This window comes from Paraburkholderia aspalathi, assembly GCF_900116445.1.
Lineage (GTDB): Bacteria > Pseudomonadota > Gammaproteobacteria > Burkholderiales > Burkholderiaceae > Paraburkholderia > Paraburkholderia aspalathi.
Genome location: NZ_FPBH01000021.1, coordinates 147406 through 167259, shown reverse-complemented (window position 1 = coordinate 167259; position 19854 = coordinate 147406). Strand labels below are relative to the sequence as shown.

The 19854-nt window shown below is 62.4% G+C and carries 18 protein-coding genes; 9 read left to right on the top strand and 9 right to left on the bottom strand.

All coding sequences use genetic code 11. From position 1 onward, the window contains the following. Positions 1–36: 36 nt before the first annotated feature. Together BM438_RS28280 and BM438_RS28275 are read right to left on the bottom strand one after the other, a co-directional pair. Positions 37–2307, bottom strand: coding sequence for an NADP-dependent malic enzyme (locus tag BM438_RS28280; protein WP_093641092.1), 2271 nt, complete (start codon positions 2305–2307; stop codon positions 37–39). Between the two features lie 335 nt (positions 2308–2642). Continuing rightward, the gene (locus tag BM438_RS28275; protein ID WP_093641089.1) at positions 2643–3875 is read right to left on the bottom strand and encodes an MFS transporter; all 1233 of its coding nucleotides are present in this window, start codon (positions 3873–3875) and stop codon (positions 2643–2645) included. 402 nt (positions 3876–4277) lie between these two features. On the opposite strand from BM438_RS28275, the gene BM438_RS28265 reads away from it, so the two are divergent. Beyond that, positions 4278–4964: an orotate phosphoribosyltransferase gene (locus BM438_RS28265; protein WP_054043249.1), complete on the top strand. Its 687-nt coding sequence runs from the start codon at positions 4278–4280 to the stop codon at positions 4962–4964. Positions 4965–5076: 112 nt separating this feature from the next. Here the strand turns inward: BM438_RS28265 and BM438_RS28260 are convergent, their stop codons facing one another. After that, positions 5077–5766 (bottom strand): response regulator, encoded by a 690-nt coding sequence (locus BM438_RS28260; RefSeq protein ID WP_093641083.1) that lies wholly within the window; start codon positions 5764–5766, stop codon positions 5077–5079. A gap of 262 nt (positions 5767–6028) precedes the next feature. Here BM438_RS28260 and BM438_RS28255 point away from each other — a divergent pair, with 262 nt between their 5' ends. The 6 genes from BM438_RS28255 to BM438_RS28230 all read left to right on the top strand — a co-directional run bounded on the left by BM438_RS28255 (position 6029) and on the right by BM438_RS28230 (position 12981). Then, a complete protein-coding gene (locus BM438_RS28255) occupies positions 6029–6631 on the top strand; it encodes a YbhB/YbcL family Raf kinase inhibitor-like protein (RefSeq protein WP_093641080.1) in 603 nt (200 codons plus the stop codon). 275 nt (positions 6632–6906) lie between these two features. Beyond that, complete coding sequence (locus BM438_RS28250; protein ID WP_093641076.1) at positions 6907–7479, top strand: flavodoxin family protein; 573 nt, start codon at positions 6907–6909, stop codon at positions 7477–7479. Positions 7480–7769: 290 nt separating this feature from the next. Further along, positions 7770–8717 carry an N-acetyl-gamma-glutamyl-phosphate reductase gene (gene argC, locus BM438_RS28245; RefSeq protein WP_093641072.1) on the top strand — a complete coding sequence of 316 codons (948 nt, stop codon included), beginning with the start codon at positions 7770–7772 and terminating at the stop codon, positions 8715–8717. Positions 8718–9205: 488 nt separating this feature from the next. Continuing rightward, positions 9206–10633, top strand: a complete 1428-nt coding sequence (locus tag BM438_RS28240) for a DUF2957 domain-containing protein (protein ID WP_093641068.1) — start codon at positions 9206–9208, stop codon at positions 10631–10633. Between the two features lie 100 nt (positions 10634–10733). Continuing rightward, the gene (locus BM438_RS28235) at positions 10734–11984 is read left to right on the top strand and encodes a DUF2957 domain-containing protein (RefSeq protein WP_093641064.1); all 1251 of its coding nucleotides are present in this window, start codon (positions 10734–10736) and stop codon (positions 11982–11984) included. A 172-nt stretch (positions 11985–12156) separates the two neighbouring features. Further along, positions 12157–12981, top strand: a complete 825-nt coding sequence (locus BM438_RS28230; protein ID WP_093641061.1) for an OmpW/AlkL family protein — start codon at positions 12157–12159, stop codon at positions 12979–12981. A gap of 287 nt (positions 12982–13268) precedes the next feature. On the opposite strand, the gene BM438_RS28225 is transcribed toward BM438_RS28230, so the two are convergent. Together BM438_RS28225 and BM438_RS28220 are read right to left on the bottom strand one after the other, a co-directional pair. Further along, entirely contained in the window at positions 13269–13904 is a 636-nt protein-coding gene (locus BM438_RS28225) for a LysE family translocator (protein ID WP_093641059.1), read from the bottom strand. 157 nt (positions 13905–14061) lie between these two features. Further along, positions 14062–14931, bottom strand: coding sequence for an NAD(P)-dependent oxidoreductase (locus BM438_RS28220; protein ID WP_093641056.1), 870 nt, complete (start codon positions 14929–14931; stop codon positions 14062–14064). Between the two features lie 94 nt (positions 14932–15025). On the opposite strand from BM438_RS28220, the gene BM438_RS28215 reads away from it, so the two are divergent. Together BM438_RS28215 and BM438_RS28210 are read left to right on the top strand one after the other, a co-directional pair. Further along, positions 15026–15796, top strand: a complete 771-nt coding sequence (locus tag BM438_RS28215; protein ID WP_093641053.1) for a Mut7-C RNAse domain-containing protein — start codon at positions 15026–15028, stop codon at positions 15794–15796. 124 nt (positions 15797–15920) lie between these two features. Then, positions 15921–16199, top strand: coding sequence for a hypothetical protein (locus tag BM438_RS28210; RefSeq protein ID WP_091798267.1), 279 nt, complete (start codon positions 15921–15923; stop codon positions 16197–16199). 154 nt (positions 16200–16353) lie between these two features. On the opposite strand, the gene BM438_RS28205 is transcribed toward BM438_RS28210, so the two are convergent. From BM438_RS28205 to BM438_RS28190, 4 genes are all read right to left on the bottom strand, one after another. After that, on the bottom strand, positions 16354–16566 hold the full coding sequence (locus BM438_RS28205; protein ID WP_054040885.1) for a hypothetical protein: 213 nt from the start codon (positions 16564–16566) through the stop codon (positions 16354–16356). Between the two features lie 226 nt (positions 16567–16792). After that, positions 16793–17545 (bottom strand): IclR family transcriptional regulator domain-containing protein, encoded by a 753-nt coding sequence (locus BM438_RS28200; RefSeq protein ID WP_093641050.1) that lies wholly within the window; start codon positions 17543–17545, stop codon positions 16793–16795. A 107-nt stretch (positions 17546–17652) separates the two neighbouring features. Continuing rightward, on the bottom strand, positions 17653–18831 hold the full coding sequence (locus BM438_RS28195) for an SDR family oxidoreductase (protein ID WP_093641047.1): 1179 nt from the start codon (positions 18829–18831) through the stop codon (positions 17653–17655). Positions 18832–18912: 81 nt separating this feature from the next. Further along, the gene (locus BM438_RS28190) at positions 18913–19605 is read right to left on the bottom strand and encodes a MipA/OmpV family protein (RefSeq protein ID WP_211706187.1); all 693 of its coding nucleotides are present in this window, start codon (positions 19603–19605) and stop codon (positions 18913–18915) included. Positions 19606–19854: the final 249 nt, after the last annotated feature.

Genomic DNA, 19854 nt, shown 5'->3' with positions numbered 1-19854 from the left:
AGCTTCAACCATCAACCTATCCGCATTACTGCGTGTTCACCCCTTGCGTGCGTTTGCCGAAGCCACCGCCGTCATGTTGATGATCCGGCGCACGGTCGCAGCCGGCGTCAGGATGTGCACCGGCTTCTCAGCGCCCAGCAGGAACGGACCAACCGTCACGCCTTCGCCGCCGATCATCTTCAGCAGGTTGTACGTGATGTTCGCCGCTTCCACGTTCGGCATGATCAGCAGGTTCGCTTCGCCAGTCAGCGTCGTGCCCGGGAACGCAGCCTTGCGGACTGCTTCCGACAACGCCGCGTCGCCGTGCATCTCACCGTCGATCTCGAGCGAAGGCGCACGTTCAGCGATCAGCTTGCGAGCTGCCGCCATACGTTGCGACGACGAAGACGGCGCGCTGCCGAAATTCGAATTCGACAGCAACGCAACCTTCGGCGTGATGCCAAACTTTTCGATTTCGCGCGAAGCCAGCATCGTCATGTCGGCGAGCTGTTCGGCGGTCGGCGTTTCGTTCACGTACGTATCGCAGATAAACAGATTGCGGCCCGGCAACATCAGCAGGTTCATGGCAGCGAAGTTCTGCACGTTGTCTGCCTTACCCAGCACCTGTTCGATGAACTTCAGATGCGCGTGGTACTGGCCGATCATCCCGCAAATCATGCCATCGGCCTGGCCCAGGCGCACGAGGATCGCGCCGATCAGCGTGTTGAACTTGCGCATCGCGGCCTTCGCGACGTCCGGCGTGACGCCTTCGCGCGCGCCGAGTTCGTGATACGCCTGCCAGCATTGCTGATAACGCGGATCGTCTTCCGGATCGACGACTTCGAAGTCTTCACCGCACTTCAGCTTCGAGCCCATCTTCTTCAAACGCATCTCGATCACCGACGGACGGCCGACCAGGATCGGCTTGGCGATCTTTTCCAGCAGCACAAATTGCGCGGCGCGCAGCACGCGTTCGTCTTCACCTTCGGCGAACACGATACGCGCCGGCTCCGACTTCGCAGCAGCGAACACCGGACGCATCACCATGCCGGTGCGGTACACGGTGGTGCCGAGTTCTTCGCGATACGCGTCCATGTCCTTGATCGGACGGGTTGCGACGCCCGAATCCATCGCGGCTTGCGCGACAGCCGGCGCGATCTTGATGATCAGGCGCGGATCGAACGGTTTCGGAATCAGGTATTCCGGGCCGAATTCGAGCGAGTGGCCTTCGTACGCCTTGGCAACTTCATCGCCCTGGTCGGTTTCTTCCGCCAGCTCCGCAATCGCGCGCACGCACGCGAGCTTCATTTCTTCCGTGATCGTGGTTGCGCCGACATCCAGCGCGCCGCGGAAAATGAACGGGAAGCAGAGCACGTTGTTGACCTGGTTCGGGTAGTCCGAACGGCCCGTCGCGATGATGCAGTCCGGACGCACCTTCTTCGCTTCTTCCGGGCGGATTTCCGGTTCCGGATTCGCGAGCGCCAGAATCAGCGGCCGGGTGCCCATTTCGACGACCATTTCCGGCTTCAGCACACCGGCGCTCGAGCAACCGAGGAACACGTCGGCGCCGCGAATCGCGTCAGCCAGCGTGCGCGCTTCAGTGTTCGCCGCGTAACGTTCCTTCGACGGATCCAGATTGCCGCGGCCTTCGTAGATCACGCCCTTCGAGTCCGTGACCAGCACGTTCTTTTTCGACAGGCCCAGATTGACCAGCAGATCCAGACACGCGATTGCCGCTGCGCCCGCGCCCGAACACACCAGCTTCACTTCGTCGAGCTTCTTGCCGACCACTTTCAGGCCATTCAGGATTGCCGCCGAAGCGATGATCGCGGTGCCGTGCTGATCGTCGTGGAAGACCGGAATCTTCATGCGCTCACGCAGCTTCTTTTCGATGTAGAAGCACTCAGGCGCCTTGATGTCTTCGAGATTGATACCGCCCAGCGTGGGCTCGAGCATCGCGATCGCTTCGACCAGCTTGTCCGGGTCGGACTCGTTGAGTTCGATGTCGAACACGTCGATGCCGGCGAACTTCTTGAACAGACAACCCTTGCCTTCCATTACCGGCTTCGCGGCGAGCGGGCCGATATTGCCGAGACCGAGCACGGCCGTACCGTTCGTGATCACGCCGACCAGGTTGCCGCGCGAGGTGTACTTCTGCGCGTCGAGCGGGTCTTCGTAGATCGCCATGCAAGCCGCGGCGACACCCGGCGAGTACGCGAGCGACAGGTCGAGCTGGTTCGACAGTGGCTTGGTGGGCGTAACCGAAATCTTGCCGGGCTTCGGAAACTGGTGGTAGGCGAGAGCGCTTTGCTTAAGTTGTTCGTCCATTTTTTAGCCTGCGAGACGTAAGTAATTGGGCCCGGCACACTGCACCGTTGGCGTCGCGTACGTCTATCGAATGGATAATCGACTGCGGCGGTTTTCGCATGCGCCGGTTGGGCGCGGCGTCGAACCTCGGCGGAGGGCAAGACGGTGCGGAGTGCTACGCGGGTCGGTTAGTGTACACCCCGAATGCGTCGATGCACTGAGTGGTTAACATGGCTCGCCATCGGCGAAACACCGGCCAGCAATGCTGCAGCGCCGCATCCGACGGCCATTGAGCGGATGGCCGCACGTACCGCATGCCGAGGTCAAGCATGGGTCAGGCGTGAGTCACGCACGTGTCATTCGAGCTCGGCGCCGCGTCGTTCCGGGATCAGAATGAGTGTCGCGAAGATATCGAGCAGATAGATCGACGCGAGCAACGCGAGCGCGGCGCCGAACGAATAGCGTGCGGCCAGTGCGCCTACGACCACCGGCCCAAAACCGCCGACCGCACGGCCGACGTTGAACAGCACGTTCTGCGCAGTGGCGCGCGCATCGGTCGGATAAAGCTCGGAGATCAGTGCGCCATAGCCGCCGATCATCCCGTTGACGAACACGCCCATCGCCGCGCCGCCGATCAGCAGCGCCATCGGCGAGGTCAGATGGGCGTAGACGAATACCATCACCACCGCGCCCACCTGGTAGAACAGGAACGTCGGCTTGCGGCCGAAACGGTCGGCCGCCATGCCGAACAGCCAGATGCCGCACGCCATGCCGAGCACCGTCACGGCGGTCCACACGCCGGACTTGGTCAGCGAATAACCGAACGTCTTCGACAGATAGCTCGGAAGCCAGATCATCAGACCGTAATAGCCGAAGTTCTGTACTGAACAGAGAATCGCGACGCCGACGCTGGCGCGCGTAGTGCGTCCGTCGGCCACCAGCAATTTCAGCGGCAGCTTGCGCATTCCACGTGCGACACGCTCGGTGAACAGCGCCGGCTCCTCAACGCGACGCCGCACGACGAACGACACCACGGCAGGCAGCAATCCAAGCGCAAACATGCCGCGCCAGCCGATTACAGGAAGCAGCAAAGGCGTCAGCAACGCCGCCGCCAGCACCCCGAGTTGCCATCCCAGCCCGACATAGGAGGAGACGCGCGCCCGCTGCGACGCCGGCCACGCTTCGGCCACCAGCGTCATACCGATACCGAACTCGCCGCCGAGGCCAATGCCTGCAATGGTCCGATACGCCAGAAGGTCGGTATAACCCTGCGCCAGCGCGCACAGTCCGGTGAAGACGGCGAAGATCAGAATCGTCCACGTCAACATTCGCACGCGGCCGAAATAGTCGCTCAAGACGCCGAAGATCAGGCCGCCGGCTACCGCGCCGATCAGCGTCCAGGTGACGAGCGAACCGGCTTGCGCGGAACTCAGATGCAGATCCGCGGCAATTACCGGCAGCATGAAACCGAGGATCAGCAGATCGAAGCCGTCCATCGCGTAACCGAGCACCGACGCGATCAGCGCGCGGCCGGCATAGCCGCTCCGGGCAGGTTCACGGGTCTCGGTGGCAGAAGAAGCGACAGTCATTGAAAGCATTCCGTAGGACGTGGAGGCGGCAAGCCGGCAAGACCGCCCAGCAAATTCGCGTGAGTGTAAAGGCGCGCCAGACCGCTCACAAGCAAGCCAAAAAGCGGGCCGAAAAACAGCCCGGAAAGCAGCAGCAATACGGCTCTCGACGAACCGCGCACGCCCTGTTCAGCGCGGCCGTTATGACCGTCATTCGCTGCCGGCACGCACGACGGCCTCCTCGGGAGGGCCCATTTCGGGTAAAATGTCGGGCTACGCGCGCAGCAAAAACTGGCCTGCACTCCACTGACCAGTTGCGTATTTGCCTATCAAGGCGCCGCCCATCATGGCGCGGTATACCCAGCTTGCTGCGCCACCGGGCCTCGCGCCCGCTTCTCCTCGCTCACACCCAAGGATCCGCCCATGACAGGCTTCGATCGCCAGACGATCTCCGACACGACCGCCAAGATGCTGCTGGAAGTGCAAGCAGTGCACTTCAACGCGGAGAAACCGTACATTTTCACGTCCGGCTGGGCGAGCCCGGTTTATATCGACTGCCGCAAGCTGATCTCGTATCCGCGCGTGCGTCGTGGCCTGATGGAAATGGCCGAGGCCACCATTCTGCGCGACGTCGGCTATGAGCAGATCGACGCGGTGGCCGGTGGCGAAACCGCCGGCATCCCTTTCGCGGCATGGCTGTCCGACCGCCTGATGGTGCCGATGCAATACGTGCGCAAGAAGCCGAAGGGTTTCGGCCGCAACGCGCAGATCGAAGGTTTGCTGACCGAAGGTCAACGCGTCCTTCTGGTCGAAGACCTGACCACGGACAGCCGCAGCAAGATCAACTTCATCAACGCGCTGCGCACTGCCGGCGCAACGGTGAACCATTGCTTCGTGCTGTTCCACTACAACATCTTCAAGGAAAGCGTGTCGGTGCTGAAAGACATCGACGTCGATCTGCACGCGCTTGCCACGTGGTGGGATGTGTTGCGGGTCGCCAAGGCCAACAACTACTTCGACAGCAAGACGCTCGACGAAGTAGAAAAATTCCTGCACGCACCGGCTGAGTGGTCCGCGGCACACGGCGGCGCCAACGCAACGCCGCAGTAAGCGCAACTGCTTGACCCGGATGGAATGAAAAGGCCGCCTGTCGATAAGACAGGCGGCCTTTTTCATTGATCTCGCATCGATCTCCCCCAACCGGGCGAAGAGTTGAGCGCGACTAGGATGTGCTCCCGGTATCGCCGACCGAATGCGACGAGAGATTCAGCAAGCCGTTGCTCTGCGCGTACTGGAACAACTCCGAATCGCGATCGATGCCGAGCTTGCGCATCGCCGTGTTCTTCTGCGTGCTGATCGTCTTGATGCTGCGATTGAGTTGCTCCGCAATCTCCTTGATCGTCATGCCGGCCACGAACAGGCGCACCACCTCGAGTTCGCGCCGCGACAGCATCACATCTTCGTTCTTACCGCCGGCATTCATGCGCAGCGTATCGAGCGACGCCTTGACCGACGGGCTCATGTATTCCAGGTTGCGGCTGACGTGCTGCACCGCGAGCCCAATGTGGCTCAGATCGTCCGATTTGTTGACGACCGACGTCACGCCGAGCTCGCTCAAGCGTTTGAGCAACGCGGCGTTTTCCAGCATCGTCAGCACAACGATGGGAAGGTCGGGAAAATTGCGGCGCAGATAACCGATCAACGGCAAACCGTCACCGTACTGGCCGCCTGGCATGGCCAGATCCGTGACAAGCACATCGCACGCAACGGTTTGCAGCACCTTCACCAGTTCGGTTGACTGTCGCGCGCGCGCGACGACCTGCAGGCCTGGAAACTTGAGCAAAGCTTGTTCGGCGCCGAACAGAATCACCGGATGGTCGTCGGCGACCACGACCCTGACTGGATCTTGCATTGCCCTCCCCTCGACAGATAAACCACTCTCCAAAACTTCTGACATGCCTTTCTATTCTTGGTACTTGAACCGATCGGGCACGCGCCTATATTCGCGCGAATATTTCCTCGGACTATAGCCGATTTCGCGTCCGCCAAGCCCGTCGCCAGCAACAATGATCCGTCGCAAAGCGAATGTTAGACTTGATTCGACCCTGGGGCACAAAATAGGGACAATAATCCTCGCGAGGACAACCCTCGCGCCCTGACAGGAGAACCGGCACATGCGCTCGCGTTGCCTGGTTGTTTCGCTTGCTTCGCCATTCCGTCGTATGCCGTTCCTCACCTGCGCGATGCTGGGTCTCGCGCTATTCGCGGCGCATTGTCCTGACGCATCTGCCGAGGGTGTGTTCACGCTGACCAGCTCCAACTTCCGCGCGGGCGGTACCGTGGATGCGGCTCAGGTTTTCGATCAGGACGACTGCAAAGGCGGCAATCGCTCGCCGCAATTGACGTGGCACGATGCGCCGGCTGGAACGCGCAGCTTTGCGGTCACGGTATTCGACCCGGACGCGCCTGGCCGCGGCTGGTGGCACTGGGCCGTGGCGGCGATTCCCGCTACCGTCGACAGCTTGCCGGAAAACGCCAGCTCGTCGGGCTTCCTGAAGAAACTCGGCGCGGTCGAAGCACGCAACGATTTCGATATCGACGGCTACGGTGGCCCCTGCCCGCCACCCGGAAAACCTCATCGCTACGTCGTCACCGTTTATGCGCTGAGCAGCGCGGACCTGCGCCTCGCTCAAGGGCGCCCGGCGCTCATGTTCGATCACGAAATCGGCACCGCCACGCTCGGCAGCGCGCGAATGGTGGTGAGCTACGGACGGTAGCTGCAGGCGTCTACATCTGACTCGAACTGCATCGCCTGCGCGCCGAAACGCAGCTCACACGGCGCCGAGTGCCAAGCTCGGACAAGTCGCGCCTTGGGTCGACACGCCGATTGGCGCTCGGCTTGTATCGCATTGCCGCCGCTGCGGAATTTCTGTCATCCGGGCACGCTAATGTGCAACAGGGCGACGCGGGCGATGCTTGTCGATGTCGCGTCGCTGCATGCGCGCACAGTTGCGGTACCTACCTCTGCTTTTTCACCTTGCCGGAGAGTGTTATGTCGAAAATCGTCATCGTTTATCACAGCGGCTACGGCCACACGAAGAAAGTCGCCGAAGCCGTGCTGGCCGGCACGCTCGAAGCCGGCGCGGACGCGAAACTCATGCCGGTCGGCGAGATCGACGACGCGGGCTGGACAGAACTGGCGGCCGCCGACGCCATCATCTTCGGCGCACCGACCTACATGGGCGGCCCGTCCGCTGACTTCAAGAAATTCGCCGACGCGAGCTCGAAACCCTGGTTCGGCCAGACGTGGAAGGACAAGATCGCTGCCGGCTTCACCAACTCGGCGACCATGAACGGCGACAAGTTTTCGACGATCCAGTACTTCGTCACGCTGGCAATGCAGCACAGCATGATCTGGGTGGGCACCGGCATGATGCCATCGAACACCAAGGCGGCGACCCGCAACGACCTGAACTATGTGGGCGGCTTTACCGGCCTGCTGGCGCAATCCCCTGCGGATGCGTCGCCGGAAGAAGCGCCGCCTCCCGGCGATCTGGAAACTGCGCGGATGTTCGGTAAGCGCGTTGCCGACGTGACGGCGCGGTGGAACGCTGGAGTTCGATAAGGCAGCGTTCGAAGGCTTGCGCCGGGAAGCCGCGGTTAGGTCGCACGCCCTCGAGTTGGCCGCGGCGCTCGTCAGAACGCGTGCTGCGCGCAGCCTGACAAGCGCCGTCAATCTGCCCCGAATCCACCAGCATCGGCTTGCATCTGTCGCGTAACCGGTCACGCCGATGTCATTTTCGGCGCGCATCGTCGTTTTTTCGCCCCCGTTTCGCGCACCCACCGCTATCAGGTCTTAAAATAGCGTTCCGGCGCGGTGTCGCGCCCCGTTTCCAGCAAGCCAGTGAGATTGAGATGAGCACGAAAGTTTTTGTCGACGGACAGGAAGGCACGACCGGCCTGAAGATTTTCGAATACCTGTCGCAACGCGCCGACGTAGAGATCCTGCGTATCGAAGAAGCGAAGCGCAAGGATCTCGAAGAGCGCCGTCGTCTCATCAACGCATCGGACGTCACGTTCCTGTGCCTGCCGGATGTCGCCTCACGCGAGTCGGCGTCCCTCGTCGACAACGACCACACCGTGCTGATCGATGCGAGCACGGCCTTCCGCACATCGGCGGACTGGGCCTACGGCCTGCCCGAACTGGCCCACGCGCAACGCGAGCGTCTGCGCACCGCGAAACGCATCGCCGTGCCGGGCTGCCACGCATCGGCCTTCGTGCTGGCCATGCGTCCGCTCGTCGAAGCAGGCGTCGTGGCGCCGGAATTCGCTGCGCACGCTTACTCGATCACCGGTTACAGCGGCGGCGGCAAGAAGATGATCGCCGACTACGAAGCCGGCGGTAACGACAAGCTGAAGAGCCCGCGCCCCTACGCGCTCGGCCTTACGCACAAGCATCTGCCGGAAATGGCGGCACATACGGGCCTGAAGTCGGCGCCGGTGTTCACGCCGATCGTCGGCGACTTCTACAAGGGTCTCGCGGTCACCACTTTCTTCTCGCCGAGCCAATTGGCCAAGAAGGCCACGCCGCAAGACGTACAGGCGCTGTTCGCCGAGTACTACGCGGGCGAGGCATTCGTGAACGTCGCGCCGTTCGACGCGGAAGCAAACCTCGACAGCGGCTTCTTCGACGTACAGGCGAACAACGACACCAACCGTGTCGACCTGTTCGTGTTCGGCAATGAAGAGCGCTTTGTGACGGTCGCACGCCTCGATAACTTGGGCAAGGGCGCATCGGGTGCGGCAATCCAGTGCATGAACCTCGCGATCGGCGCCGACGAAGAAGCAGGCTTGAAACGCTAAACAGGTTTGAGACACCGACGGCAATTCGCCGTCAACCCACAAAAAAGCCGGTCTTAACAGACCGGCTTTTTTGTTTTAAAAACCTGCCTTCAGAATCCCTCTTTAAAGTTAATCAGTAGTAGCCCGCATTACTTTAAAAAGAAAAATCGGAATGTTTACCAACCGCCGGTAATTCATTCCCGAAATTGACCCGCACAGCATAGTTTGCCGCATAGGGAAACTCCGGATTTTTTGGCGAACGGTCGTTCGAAGATCATAGAGCCATTTTGCTGCAACGCTTGCCTGGCAAGGGTGTGCCGCGAAGCAACGATGTCGCCGCTGAACCCAAAAAACCTTTTTTGTTTAAAAGGGCTGCCAAGTCCCACATGGCATGTACCCGGCAAACATTTCGCTGTTTGAATCGGTCTTTTTAGACGGCTCATTCAATTGACAGGCATTAATCGCGCAGCGAAATTAGTTCGCACAATTACAGGAAGGGAGACAGCAGTATGTCGCACGCCATTACTCGAGGCCTGGCGATGGCCATTGCCACGGCCCCACTTCTTATCGCCTGCGGCGGTGGCAAGGCGGACAACCCCGGTCCGATCAACGCACCGCAATGCTCGGGCTCGAGCTGCGGCGTGCAAGGTCCGCCGACTTCGAACGCTGGTACGACGGCGTTATGTCCGGCCACTGCTGACATCGTGAAGACCACGTTCCTGGGTGGCGCGGGTAGCGGCGAAGTGGTGCAGGTGAATATCGATGCGACGGCGATGACGTACACGCTGAAGTGGCTCGAGTCGCCGATTCCGTTGCGCACGGGTCAGGTCACACCGACGCGCGCGGGTACGCAGATCAAGGGCGCCGTGATCCACCCGCCGACCGGTGCACTGCCGACCGCCGAACAGACGCGCTGCGCGTTCATCCTCGGCGCAGGCACAGGCACTGGCGTTGGCGACGGTCAGCCCTACACAACACCCGATTTCACCAACAACCCGAATCCGCCGATGATCCTCGTCGGCCTGGGCGTGGCCGGCGGCGGAATCCCGGGCGCGGACGTCGAGTACGACGGCCTGACTATTGCCCCGTTGCCCGGCCTCGAGAACATCGGCGCCGTTCCCGCTCGGCATTTCGATTTCTATCCGTTCCTCGGGTTTGCCGCCACGACAACGGACATCACGAAGTTGCCCGGCACCTACAACGGCCTGCTCTACCATCTCGTGCCGTCGGGCTCTTACGCGGCAACGGCCACCAATACGGTTGAGACTTTCGACGCAAGCGGCAATTGCACCGGCTCCAATGCGGCCAACGCGGCGTTTCATCCGAGTGCAAGTGGCTGCCTGACGACCGGCACCGCCTGGACGCTCAACAGCAGCGGCTACTTCGACAGTCAGAACACGCCGCAGATCGGGACTCAACTGACGCTGCCTACCGGGACTAGCGGTTCCGTGGCTCCGGCGCACATGATCCTCGGTCAGATCAACGGCGCAACGGTACCGTTGGTTGTCCGCACGGGTCTCGTGAATCTCGGCACCGCGCCACTGCACCTCGATGCCAAGGTCGACGACGAATCCGGCATCGCCATGCTCGCCGCGGCCACGCCGCTCGCATCCGGCGGCTTCAATGGCGGCTACGTCGGCGCGGACTCGAACTTCAAGTCCACCGCGACGTTGATTCAGGGTGGCGTGGGCACCTTCATCAATCCGTCGACTTCCGCAGCAGAAGACGGCTTCGGCCTGGGCTACGGTTTGCCGAGCCCGGGACTGGTTGGCGTCCAGCAGGCAAACGGACAAACCGGCTTCGCGATCGCCTCCGGCGGACTGTACGCGATCGAGATTCAGGGCACGGTGAACGGCGGCGTAGCGCCGACCTCGCAACTCAGCAGCACTGCTTCCAGCGCCCCCTACTTCGGCATCGGAGCGCAGATCAGCAAGTAACGAACGAAGGACCGGTAGTTCGCAACTCGAGGCATAAATAGAGCAATAGGTGGCTGGACTGGGAGCCGGCCACACACAACGAGAAAATTCTGGAGGCGGTATGAAATGGAGAATCCTTTCGGTGCTCGCTCTTGCAGCACCGTTGCTGGGGGCGTGCAGCGGTGGTGGCGGCGGTAATGGAGACGGACCGGTGACGGAAGTTCGCCTGTGTCCTGCTTCGCTCGATTACGGCACGGTGTTCACGGGCGGCGGCGGTGACGGGGAACTGGTCAAGCTGCAGATGGACACGACCAAGATGACCTGGCAGATCAGCTACATCGAATCGCCGATTCCGGCGACCACCGGCACCGTCGCACCGACGCGCGCCGGCCAGACCGCCAGCGGCACGCTGACCCAGGAAACTCTGCTGCCGACGCAGAAGCTCAACCAGTGCGCCTTCCGCCTGAACGGCGCCAGTCTCGATCCGAATCGTCCGGCGCGTATTTTCGTTGGCGAAGGCGTGGCGGGCGGCACGATTCCGGGTGCGGAAATTTCGTTCGGCGGGATTCTCGGCGTAGGCGCAGTACCCGACACCAAGTTCCCGTACTACCCGTTCATCGGTTTCTCGTCGATTGAAACGAACCTTGCGAACGTGGTCGGCACCTACAACCAGCTCGGCTATCACCAGGTTCCGTCACAGAACTTCGCGCCGGTCGCGGTCGATACGAAGATCACGATCAATGCGGACGGCACGTGGACCGAGTGCGACAACTCCGGTGTCAACGCGGGCTCGTGCCAGCAGCCGGGTACGAACTTCGTGCAGTCATCCGACGGCAGCGGCGCATTCGAAACCGACAAGTTCGTGGGCCAGGCCAAACCGACGCTCGCCACCACGCCGAAGGCGCGCGGCTACATGATCGTCGGCAAGCTGCGCAATCAGGTGGTGCCGATCCTGGTGCGAACCGGCGCAGCGAACTCCTCGGTGACGACGCCGGTGAATGGCGAACTCGGTCCGTACGCGGACGATGAATCGGGCATCTCGATTCTGGCGCCGCAAACCTCGATCGCGGTGAACTCGCAAAACGGTGAGTACATCGGTGTGGATAGTCAGTTCGACTATCGCACCACGGCGCTCGAAGGCACCGAGGCCACGCTGCTCGATCCGTTCAACGCATCGCAAGCATCGCTTGCGACGGCGCTGAATCTGGCCTTCACGCAGACCGTGCCGGGTGTTGTCACGACGACGCAAGTGGGCGCCTCGACAGGCACCACGCCGACCGGAAAGATGATTTTCACGGGTGGCGTGTTCGGCTACCTCGATCTGACCAACGCGGCCTCGCCGTACTTCACGATCGGCGCCTTCGTCCAGTAATGGACGCAGCACGCGCCGCCGGCACGCAGCGAGGCGTTCGCGTCCCGGCTGCTGCGCACAGCAATAGCGCGGCAGCCGGCGTCCACCCAGTATCCAGCGCACCGGTTGGGCCGCCAGGCCGCCGTCGCTCGCCGCGCGCGACGAACGCAACGCGCGCCTCAGGAGGAACAACATGAAAAAAATCTATTTCGCGCTACTGGCCATCTGCCTGTCGGCCAGTGCGCACGCGCAACACGCGGGCGACAACGTCGCCGTGCTCGGCTGGTTCCACGTCATGCCGCAGGATTCGAGTACGCCGTTAACCACCAACGTCGCGCCGACGCCGATCAATACGCCGCTGCGTCTGCCGAGCTCGTTCACCTCTGCCGGCACAGGATTGTCGACCAGTAGTGCCAACACCGTCGGCCTCGTGTTCAGCCACTACCTCACCGATCACATCGCCGTCTCGACAGTGGCGGGCGTACCGCCGGTTTTCAAGCTCTACGGGCACGGCACCGTCAAGCCGCCGGGGCCTGCAGGCGCACTCGGTCAGCAGGATCTGGGCGATCCGCAGGCCAATCCGATCGTGAAGAGCGTGCGCCAGTGGAGCCCGGCGCTGCTGTTCCAGTATTACTTCAATGCGCCGACGGCCCATTTCAGGCCGTTCGTGGGTATCGGCGTGTCGTATAACTGGTTCTCCGACGTTCAGCTGAGCCCGAATTTCGTGACCGCGACGCAGAACAATCTCGGCTCGGTGCTGGCAGCCGGCGCGGGCAAGCCCGGACAAACGCAGGTGTCAGCGAAGGCGTCCTCGTCCTGGCAGCCGGTGTTCAACGCGGGCCTCTCGTACAACATCACCGATCACTGGGGTCTGGTGGCATCGGTCACGTACATTCCGCTGAAGACCACCTCGTCGGTCATCATCAAGGCGGCGGACGGCACGGAATTGGGTGTCTCGAAGGCAGAGCTGAAAGCCGATCCGATCATTTCGTTCCTGGCCGTCTCCTACAAGTTCTGAGTTCGACGCGGATGCGACAAAGCCGGCGGCCCCGCGGAGGGGTCAGCCGGCTTTGTCTTTTCTGGGGGACGCGGGAAATTCAGGGCAAAAAAAAGCCCGCCTAATCCGGCGGGCTGAATCCATATCAGAGGAGACATGGAGGAGACAAGACAAACTATAGCAAATGGTTTGGTGCGTCGCAACATACAAATTAGGGTTGACCCTCGGCGTTGTACGAGCGCAACAATTCTTACAACGCTTTGGGAGCGAGCGGCGTTGGGTGCCGCGCACCTGCCGCGGCCGCTCGCCTAGTGGCGCACCAGCGCCATCATCGCGCCGAAGCCGACAAACACGCCACCCGTCAGACGATTGAACATCCTCGCGACGCTACGGCTCTTCAGTCTGGCGCCGATTCGCGTGCCGAAACCGGCGTACACCAGGTACCAGCTCACCTCGATGACCGCGAAAGTCGCGACGAGCACACCGAACTGCGGCAGCTTGGGCTGCGCGGCGTCGATGAATTGCGGCAGCAACGCGGCGGCGAACAGGATGGCTTTCGGGTTGCTGCTCGCCACCAGGAAGCCGTTGCGAAACAGCACGAGGGACGAGCGCGCCGGTTTGGCGGAAAGTTCGTCGACCGCGCCGGCAGCGCCTTCGTCAGCCGGCGCCCGCCACGCCTTGATGCCCAGATAGACGAGGTAGGCCGCGCCGATCATCCGCAGTGCGTTGAACATCGTCGGCCACGCCGAGAGAAAGACGCCGAGGCCCGCCGCCGACACCGCCAGCATCAGCACCAGCGCCGACAGGCAGCCGGCCATGGTCGCGCTGGCACGGCGCAGCCCGTGCTGGGCGCCGTGCGTCATCACGAGCAGCATGTTCGGACCGGGGATCGCGGAAACGACGAAAACAGTAGCGGCGAACAGCCACCAGGTATGCAGACTCATTGGGATCGAGGCGAATAGGAATCGGACGGCTATTATGCCCGCCCGTGCGAATCCGCGGCGAAGCGCGCTCGGCCCAACTGCCGGGCGGCCGAACCCGGTCTCCGGTTCCGCTAAGAAAGCCGGCGCGCGCCGTTAGGCGCACGCCCCAAGCCCCCGCTCAGCGCCCTGCCCGCCGTGCCGCCACCTGGCCCAGCACCGCGAAGTCCTTCTCGCCGTCGCCATGCGCTACTGCTTCGATCAGGCTGTCACGTACGACACTCGCAATCGGCAGCGGCGTGTTGACCGCGTCCGCGGCCGCCAGCGCGAGGCGCAGATCCTTCAGTCCGAGGCGTGCCTTGAACAGCGCCGGCTCGTAGCGCTGCTCGGCAATCAACTTGCCGTAGCCCGAATAGACCGGTCCCGGGAACAGGCCGCTCGTGATGACATCGAGGAAATCCTGCATCGCCAGGCCGTGGCCGGTCACGAGCGTGGCTGCCTCGCCGAGCGTCTCGACAGCCGCGCCCAGCATGAAGTTAGCCGCGAGTTTCATCACGTTCGCCTGTTGCGGCAGCGAACCGATGCGCCAGGTTTTCTGACCGATGGCGTCGAAAATCGGCTGCACGCGGTCGATCGACTCGGCCGGGCCGCCCGCCACGATCGTCAGCTTGCCCGCCGCCGCGACGTCAGGCCGCCCCATCACCGGTGCGGCGACGTAGTGGACGCCGCGCGACGCATGCGCCGTCGCCAGCTCCTCGGCCAGCGCCACCGAGATCGTCGCCATGTTCACGTGGATCAGGCCACGCGGGGCGTGTTCCAGCAGCGACGCGGTGATGACTTCGCGCAGCGCGGCATCGTCGGCGAGCATCGAGAACACGGCGTCGCCCGCAAACGCTTCAGCCGGCGTCGCGACGATCCGCGCACCTGCGTCGGCGAGCGGTTGCGCGCGTTCTGGCGAGCGGTTCCACACGCGCACCTGATGCCCGGCTTTCAAAATGTTTGCAACCATCGCGGCGCCCATCTCGCCGAGACCGATAAAACCGATGTCCATCTGTCGCTCCGTCTTCTAAAGAACTGGAAGTAAAGCACACCCATGCGACACGTGCAGGACAGCGCGCAATTAAACACGGTGCGATACTGATGCGATGGTCACCGCGACATTCCGCTTCTATGAGGAGCTGAACGATTTTCTCGCCCGGCCCCTGCGCCGGCGCACGTTCAGTTGCGCCTGCGCGCGCGGCGCGACCGCGAAACATATGATCGAAGTGCTCGGCGTGCCGCATACCGAGGTCGAACTGATTCTGGTGAACGGTGAGTCGGTCGGTTTCAATCATCCGCTCGCCGACGGCGATCGCATCGCCGTTTATCCAAAGTTTGAAGCGCTCGACATCCAGCCGCTATTGCGCGTGCGCGAATATCCGCTGCGCGTGGTGCGCTTCATTGCTGATGCCCATCTTGGCGGTCTCGCCCCGCTGCTGCGGCTCGCGGGCTTCGACACGCTGTACGACAACCACTATCCCGACGCCGATATCGAAGCGCTTGCCGCAGCACAACAGCGCATCGTCCTGACGCGCGATCGGGAGCTATTGAAACGCCGCAGCATCACGCATGGCTGCTATGTACGCACGCTGCGGCCGCGTGAGCAATTGCGTGAAGTGTTTGAACGGCTCGATCTGGCCGGCAGTGCGCAGCCGTTCCGTTTGTGTCTGATGTGCAATGCGCCGTTGCGGCGTATCGCCAAAGATGAAGTCGGCGATCGGGCGCCAGATGGCGTGCTGGAACGGCATAACCAGTTCGTCACCTGCGATGTGTGCCGGCGCGTGTTCTGGGAAGGCACGCACTGGCAACGCATGCGGGCGCTGATGGACAGCGTGGCCGGCGCGCCGGAACCGCCCGATCTGAGCGCAGCTCAATGAGATCAGACGCTACAACGACTGAGCACCGCGCCAACGCCGCTCGGATGCAGAATCGGCGCCGCTCGCTCGGCGCGCGGCGCGATGCGTACAATGCGGGATTACTTATCTGGCAGAGGCCTTCCGTATGGCGATGAAAAAGACCGACCTTGAAAAGAACAAGGCACTCAAGCTGAACAACGCAATGAAACTGTCGACGGCCGACCGCTTCGGCAAAGCCGCTGCCGCCGAACCGAAGCTCGACCGTCGCGAACAGCGCAAGCTCGATCAGGCGCAAGGCCTCGTCGCGTTCGCCTGCAAGCTGAATGGCGATCTGGTCACAGAACTGAAAGAACGGGCCGCCACGCATCCGGAAGGCATGAGCGGGCTGCTGAACGAGGTCATCAAGCGCGGCCTCGCGGGCTAAACACCGCACGAAACCGCCGTCCAATGCAAAAAGGCCAGAGCAGAAGCTCTGGCCTTTTTGCTGGCGACATTTAACCGGAACTGCGCTGCACTCGCCGACAAGCGGCGCGCACAGGAGAACCGGCAGGGTTCGCCCGGTGAAACCAAGCGTGAGCTTAGTTTGCCGCGCCCTTGTCGTTCGTGCCGGCTGCCGAAGCTGCTGCCGAAACCGGAGCGCGCTTGCCGTGCGTCTTCAGCTTCTTGATGTGGTGCTTCTTCGGCGCGCTAGCTGCAGCGGCCGGCGCTGCTGCGTCCGATGCCTGTGCGAAAGCTTGAACGGAGACCAGCGCGATCGATGCGGCTGCGAGCGAGACGATGAATTTTTTCATGTGTTGTTCCCCAAACCTGGACGACTGAGTCAATGTGAATGAAATAGCAGAACGGTGAAGCTGACAAGGCTTAAGGTGCCTTACCGCTCCCCGCGGGAGAGTATTACGCAGCGTAGGCGGTTTGTCATGCGCAAAACTCGATATGTATTTTCCGCGAGACAGCTTGCTTTCGGTAAGCTTTCACTCATTAAGCATGCCGCATTAGGGAGATTACCTAGGTCTCCTTCTAGACCAGATTTCGCAGCAAACTGGCGGTTTCCTGAAGGGTCGGCAGCACCCGATGCAGCGCCGCATTCGCCGACTCCTGGCCCATCGGCATGCTCACGCTGATCGCCGCCACGACCGAGCCATGCCGGTCACGCAACGGCACCGCAACGCCGCGCATGCCCAACTCCAGTTGTTGATCGGTGACGACATAACCATCGCGGCGGATTTCACCCAGCACTTCGCGCAAGCGCTCCGTGGTCGAATACGTATGGGGTGTGAATACCTTGATGGGATAGGACGCCAACCATTGTTCGATACTTTCCGGCGGCTGGAAGGCCAGCAGGATCAAACCCGCCGAGGACAGCGGCGCACTCGCCCGCGAGCCGAGCACGAAGCCGACCGCCATCGCGCGATTGACGCCGTTGCGCGCAACGTAGACCACGTCGTGTTCGTCGAGAATCGCGACCAGCGCGGTTTCCTGCACCGTCGCGGTGATGCGCTGAAGAAACGGCTGCACGGTGCGCGGCAAACGCGCTGAATCCAGATACGACTGACCGAGCCGCAATACGCGCGGCGCGAGCCAGAACAGCTTGCCGTCGGTATCGACGTAGCCGAGTTCGCGCAGCGTCAGCAGATAGCGGCGCGCGGCCGTACGCGAGAGCCCGGCGCGGGCGGCCACCATGGTCGGCGTCATGCGCGCATGCTCTTCGTCGAATGCTTCGATGATCGCCAGCGCCTTCGCGGCGCCGGCGATCCAGTCTTTCTCGTCCATTGCGTCTGCCTGAAAGTCGGCCTGCCCGGCGGATCAGTGATGTTTTGAGCCGGTTGGCCGTTGCGCGATTATCGCGCGAGTCGCTCGCCCTGCGACCGGCTGAAAGTTCATTTGAAGTCCCAGCGCATCTGCTCGGCGATCCCCACTCCACGCGAGGTCCGCACACATTCGCTCACGTAGTCTGTGAAGGGCAGCGGCTCGAAACCGATCTCGTCGCGCAGACGACGGTTGTCGAACGCGTAGTCCAGCTCCGCGAAACCGGCGTACAAACGCAGCGCGTGCTCGATCAGGCGGCCGCTGCCGCAACGGTCGCGGCCCACCACCTCGCGCGCGATCTTGCCGAAGTCGCGCACACGGCACATCGAATAGCGGCTGCCCGAGGTGCCGGTGGCTTCGTCCATCGCGCTGATGATCTGACCGATGGTCGGCGCCTCCGAGCCCGCCGACACGTGATACGTATCGAAAGCCAGCGACGGCTTCATCGCCAGCAGCGCGAGTGCACGCGCGCAGTCGTCGGCGGACACGACGTCGATGCGATTCATCGCCCGCGCCGTGAAGCGTCGCGCGCCGTGCACCACGCGAAACACCCAGAACAGGCTCGCCGACGTCAACGTGCCGAGCACCGTGTGGCCGACCACGCTCGACGGCCGCACCACCACCAACGGCAAACGTGGATACGTGCTGCGCAACAGACGTTCGACTTCGCGTTTGCTTTGCGTGTACGGCACGAGATGGCGCGTCTCGCCATAGCCGAATGGAGATTCCTGCACGTTCGCACCGCATTGCGTGCCGCACGCCATCGCCGTGCTCACGTGCAGAAAGCGCCGCAGCGTTTTGCTGCCGACAAAACGCGACGCAAAGCGCAACGTATCGCGCACATTTGTATCGAGTACTTGCGGATGCGTCGAGAACGATGCGAGCCCCGCGCAGTTGATCACGTGCGATGCCTTGCCGAGCCGCGCCAGATCGATTTCCGAAAACGCGCTGCCGAGCTCGCCGACCATCACGTTCCTATCAGTGATTCGCTGAGCGCGAGCATGCGGCAGCCCGCAACGCACCGCCGAAGCGCGCAGCCGCGCGAGCGCGTCGGTCACGCTGACGCCGCGCACCAGACACACCATGCGCTCGATCAGGCCGGCGTTGATCAGGGTCACCAGCAGATTGCCGCCGATAAAGCCGGTCGCACCGGTCAGCAGCACACTGTCGACGCCCATCGCCTGCGCGCGCGCCGACGATACCAGGCTGTCCTGCCAGGCGTTGGACAAAGGGGTTTGCCATGCAAACATCGCGAGCTCCTTGCGGGAACGTGAGATCGTCAAAGCGTCGATCCGGACAACCAATCAACAACAGGCGCATCAGCCAGCGCATCAATACCGATACGTCAGCGCCGAGATCGCGAAGTAGTTGTTCTTCGACTGCACGATCGGGCTGTTCGCCGACGCACCCAACAGCCGCGTCACGCCGCCTTCGGTATGCACCGACCAGCGCGGCGAAAACATGTACGTCCACGCAGCCGACACCTTCGCGCTGTCGAATCCGCCTTTCACCGCATACGGCTGAAAACGGCTCGCGGCCGCTTGCGCATCGGTGACTCCAAAGAAGGTCTGCGTGTAGCGGCCACTGCCGGCATGCACGCTGCCTTTGATGCTGATTTCGTTGTCGACGCTTTGCAGCACCGGCACGGTCAGATCGACGTGCCCGCTCGTCCCGTGACTCGTGTTCGTCACCGGCTGGTCCAACGTGATGCTGATGGTCGACGGACCGAACAGATGCGCCCCGACCTGCACGGACAGCATCACCGAACCGGGAATCCGGCCCATGCCCTTCAGGTAGTCGGAGCCGGGCAAATCGGCGCGATTGCGATCGGTACGACCGAAGTCGTAGCTCAGCGCTGCCGAGGCGAACATGCCGTTAGCAAAGGTGCGCTTGTAGCCGAGGCCGTCCATCGGGCTCAGAAAGATGCCGTTGCTGAACTCGGCGGCAATCAGCGGCGCGACGAACGGACGGTAGTCGCGACTGCCCTGATAGCGCGGCGCCACGCCGCCAGCGAGCGAAAACATGTAGAAATTCTCGGCGTAGGCCATCGACGAGCAGGTCAGGGCAAACAGCGGAACACACAGACAAGCGAAGCGTTTGCGCACGGTCAGGACTTTTTTTGGGACGGAAGCCGCAGTCTAGGGATGCTGCTTCGGCGCGTCTGTCCCGAAGTTAGGGGAATGTGTGCGCAATTGTGTTGGAGTGTTCGTGAATGTTCGCGGCGTATCCGACACGCGTGCACGCGGATAGAATCGGTGCCTGACACGACGCCT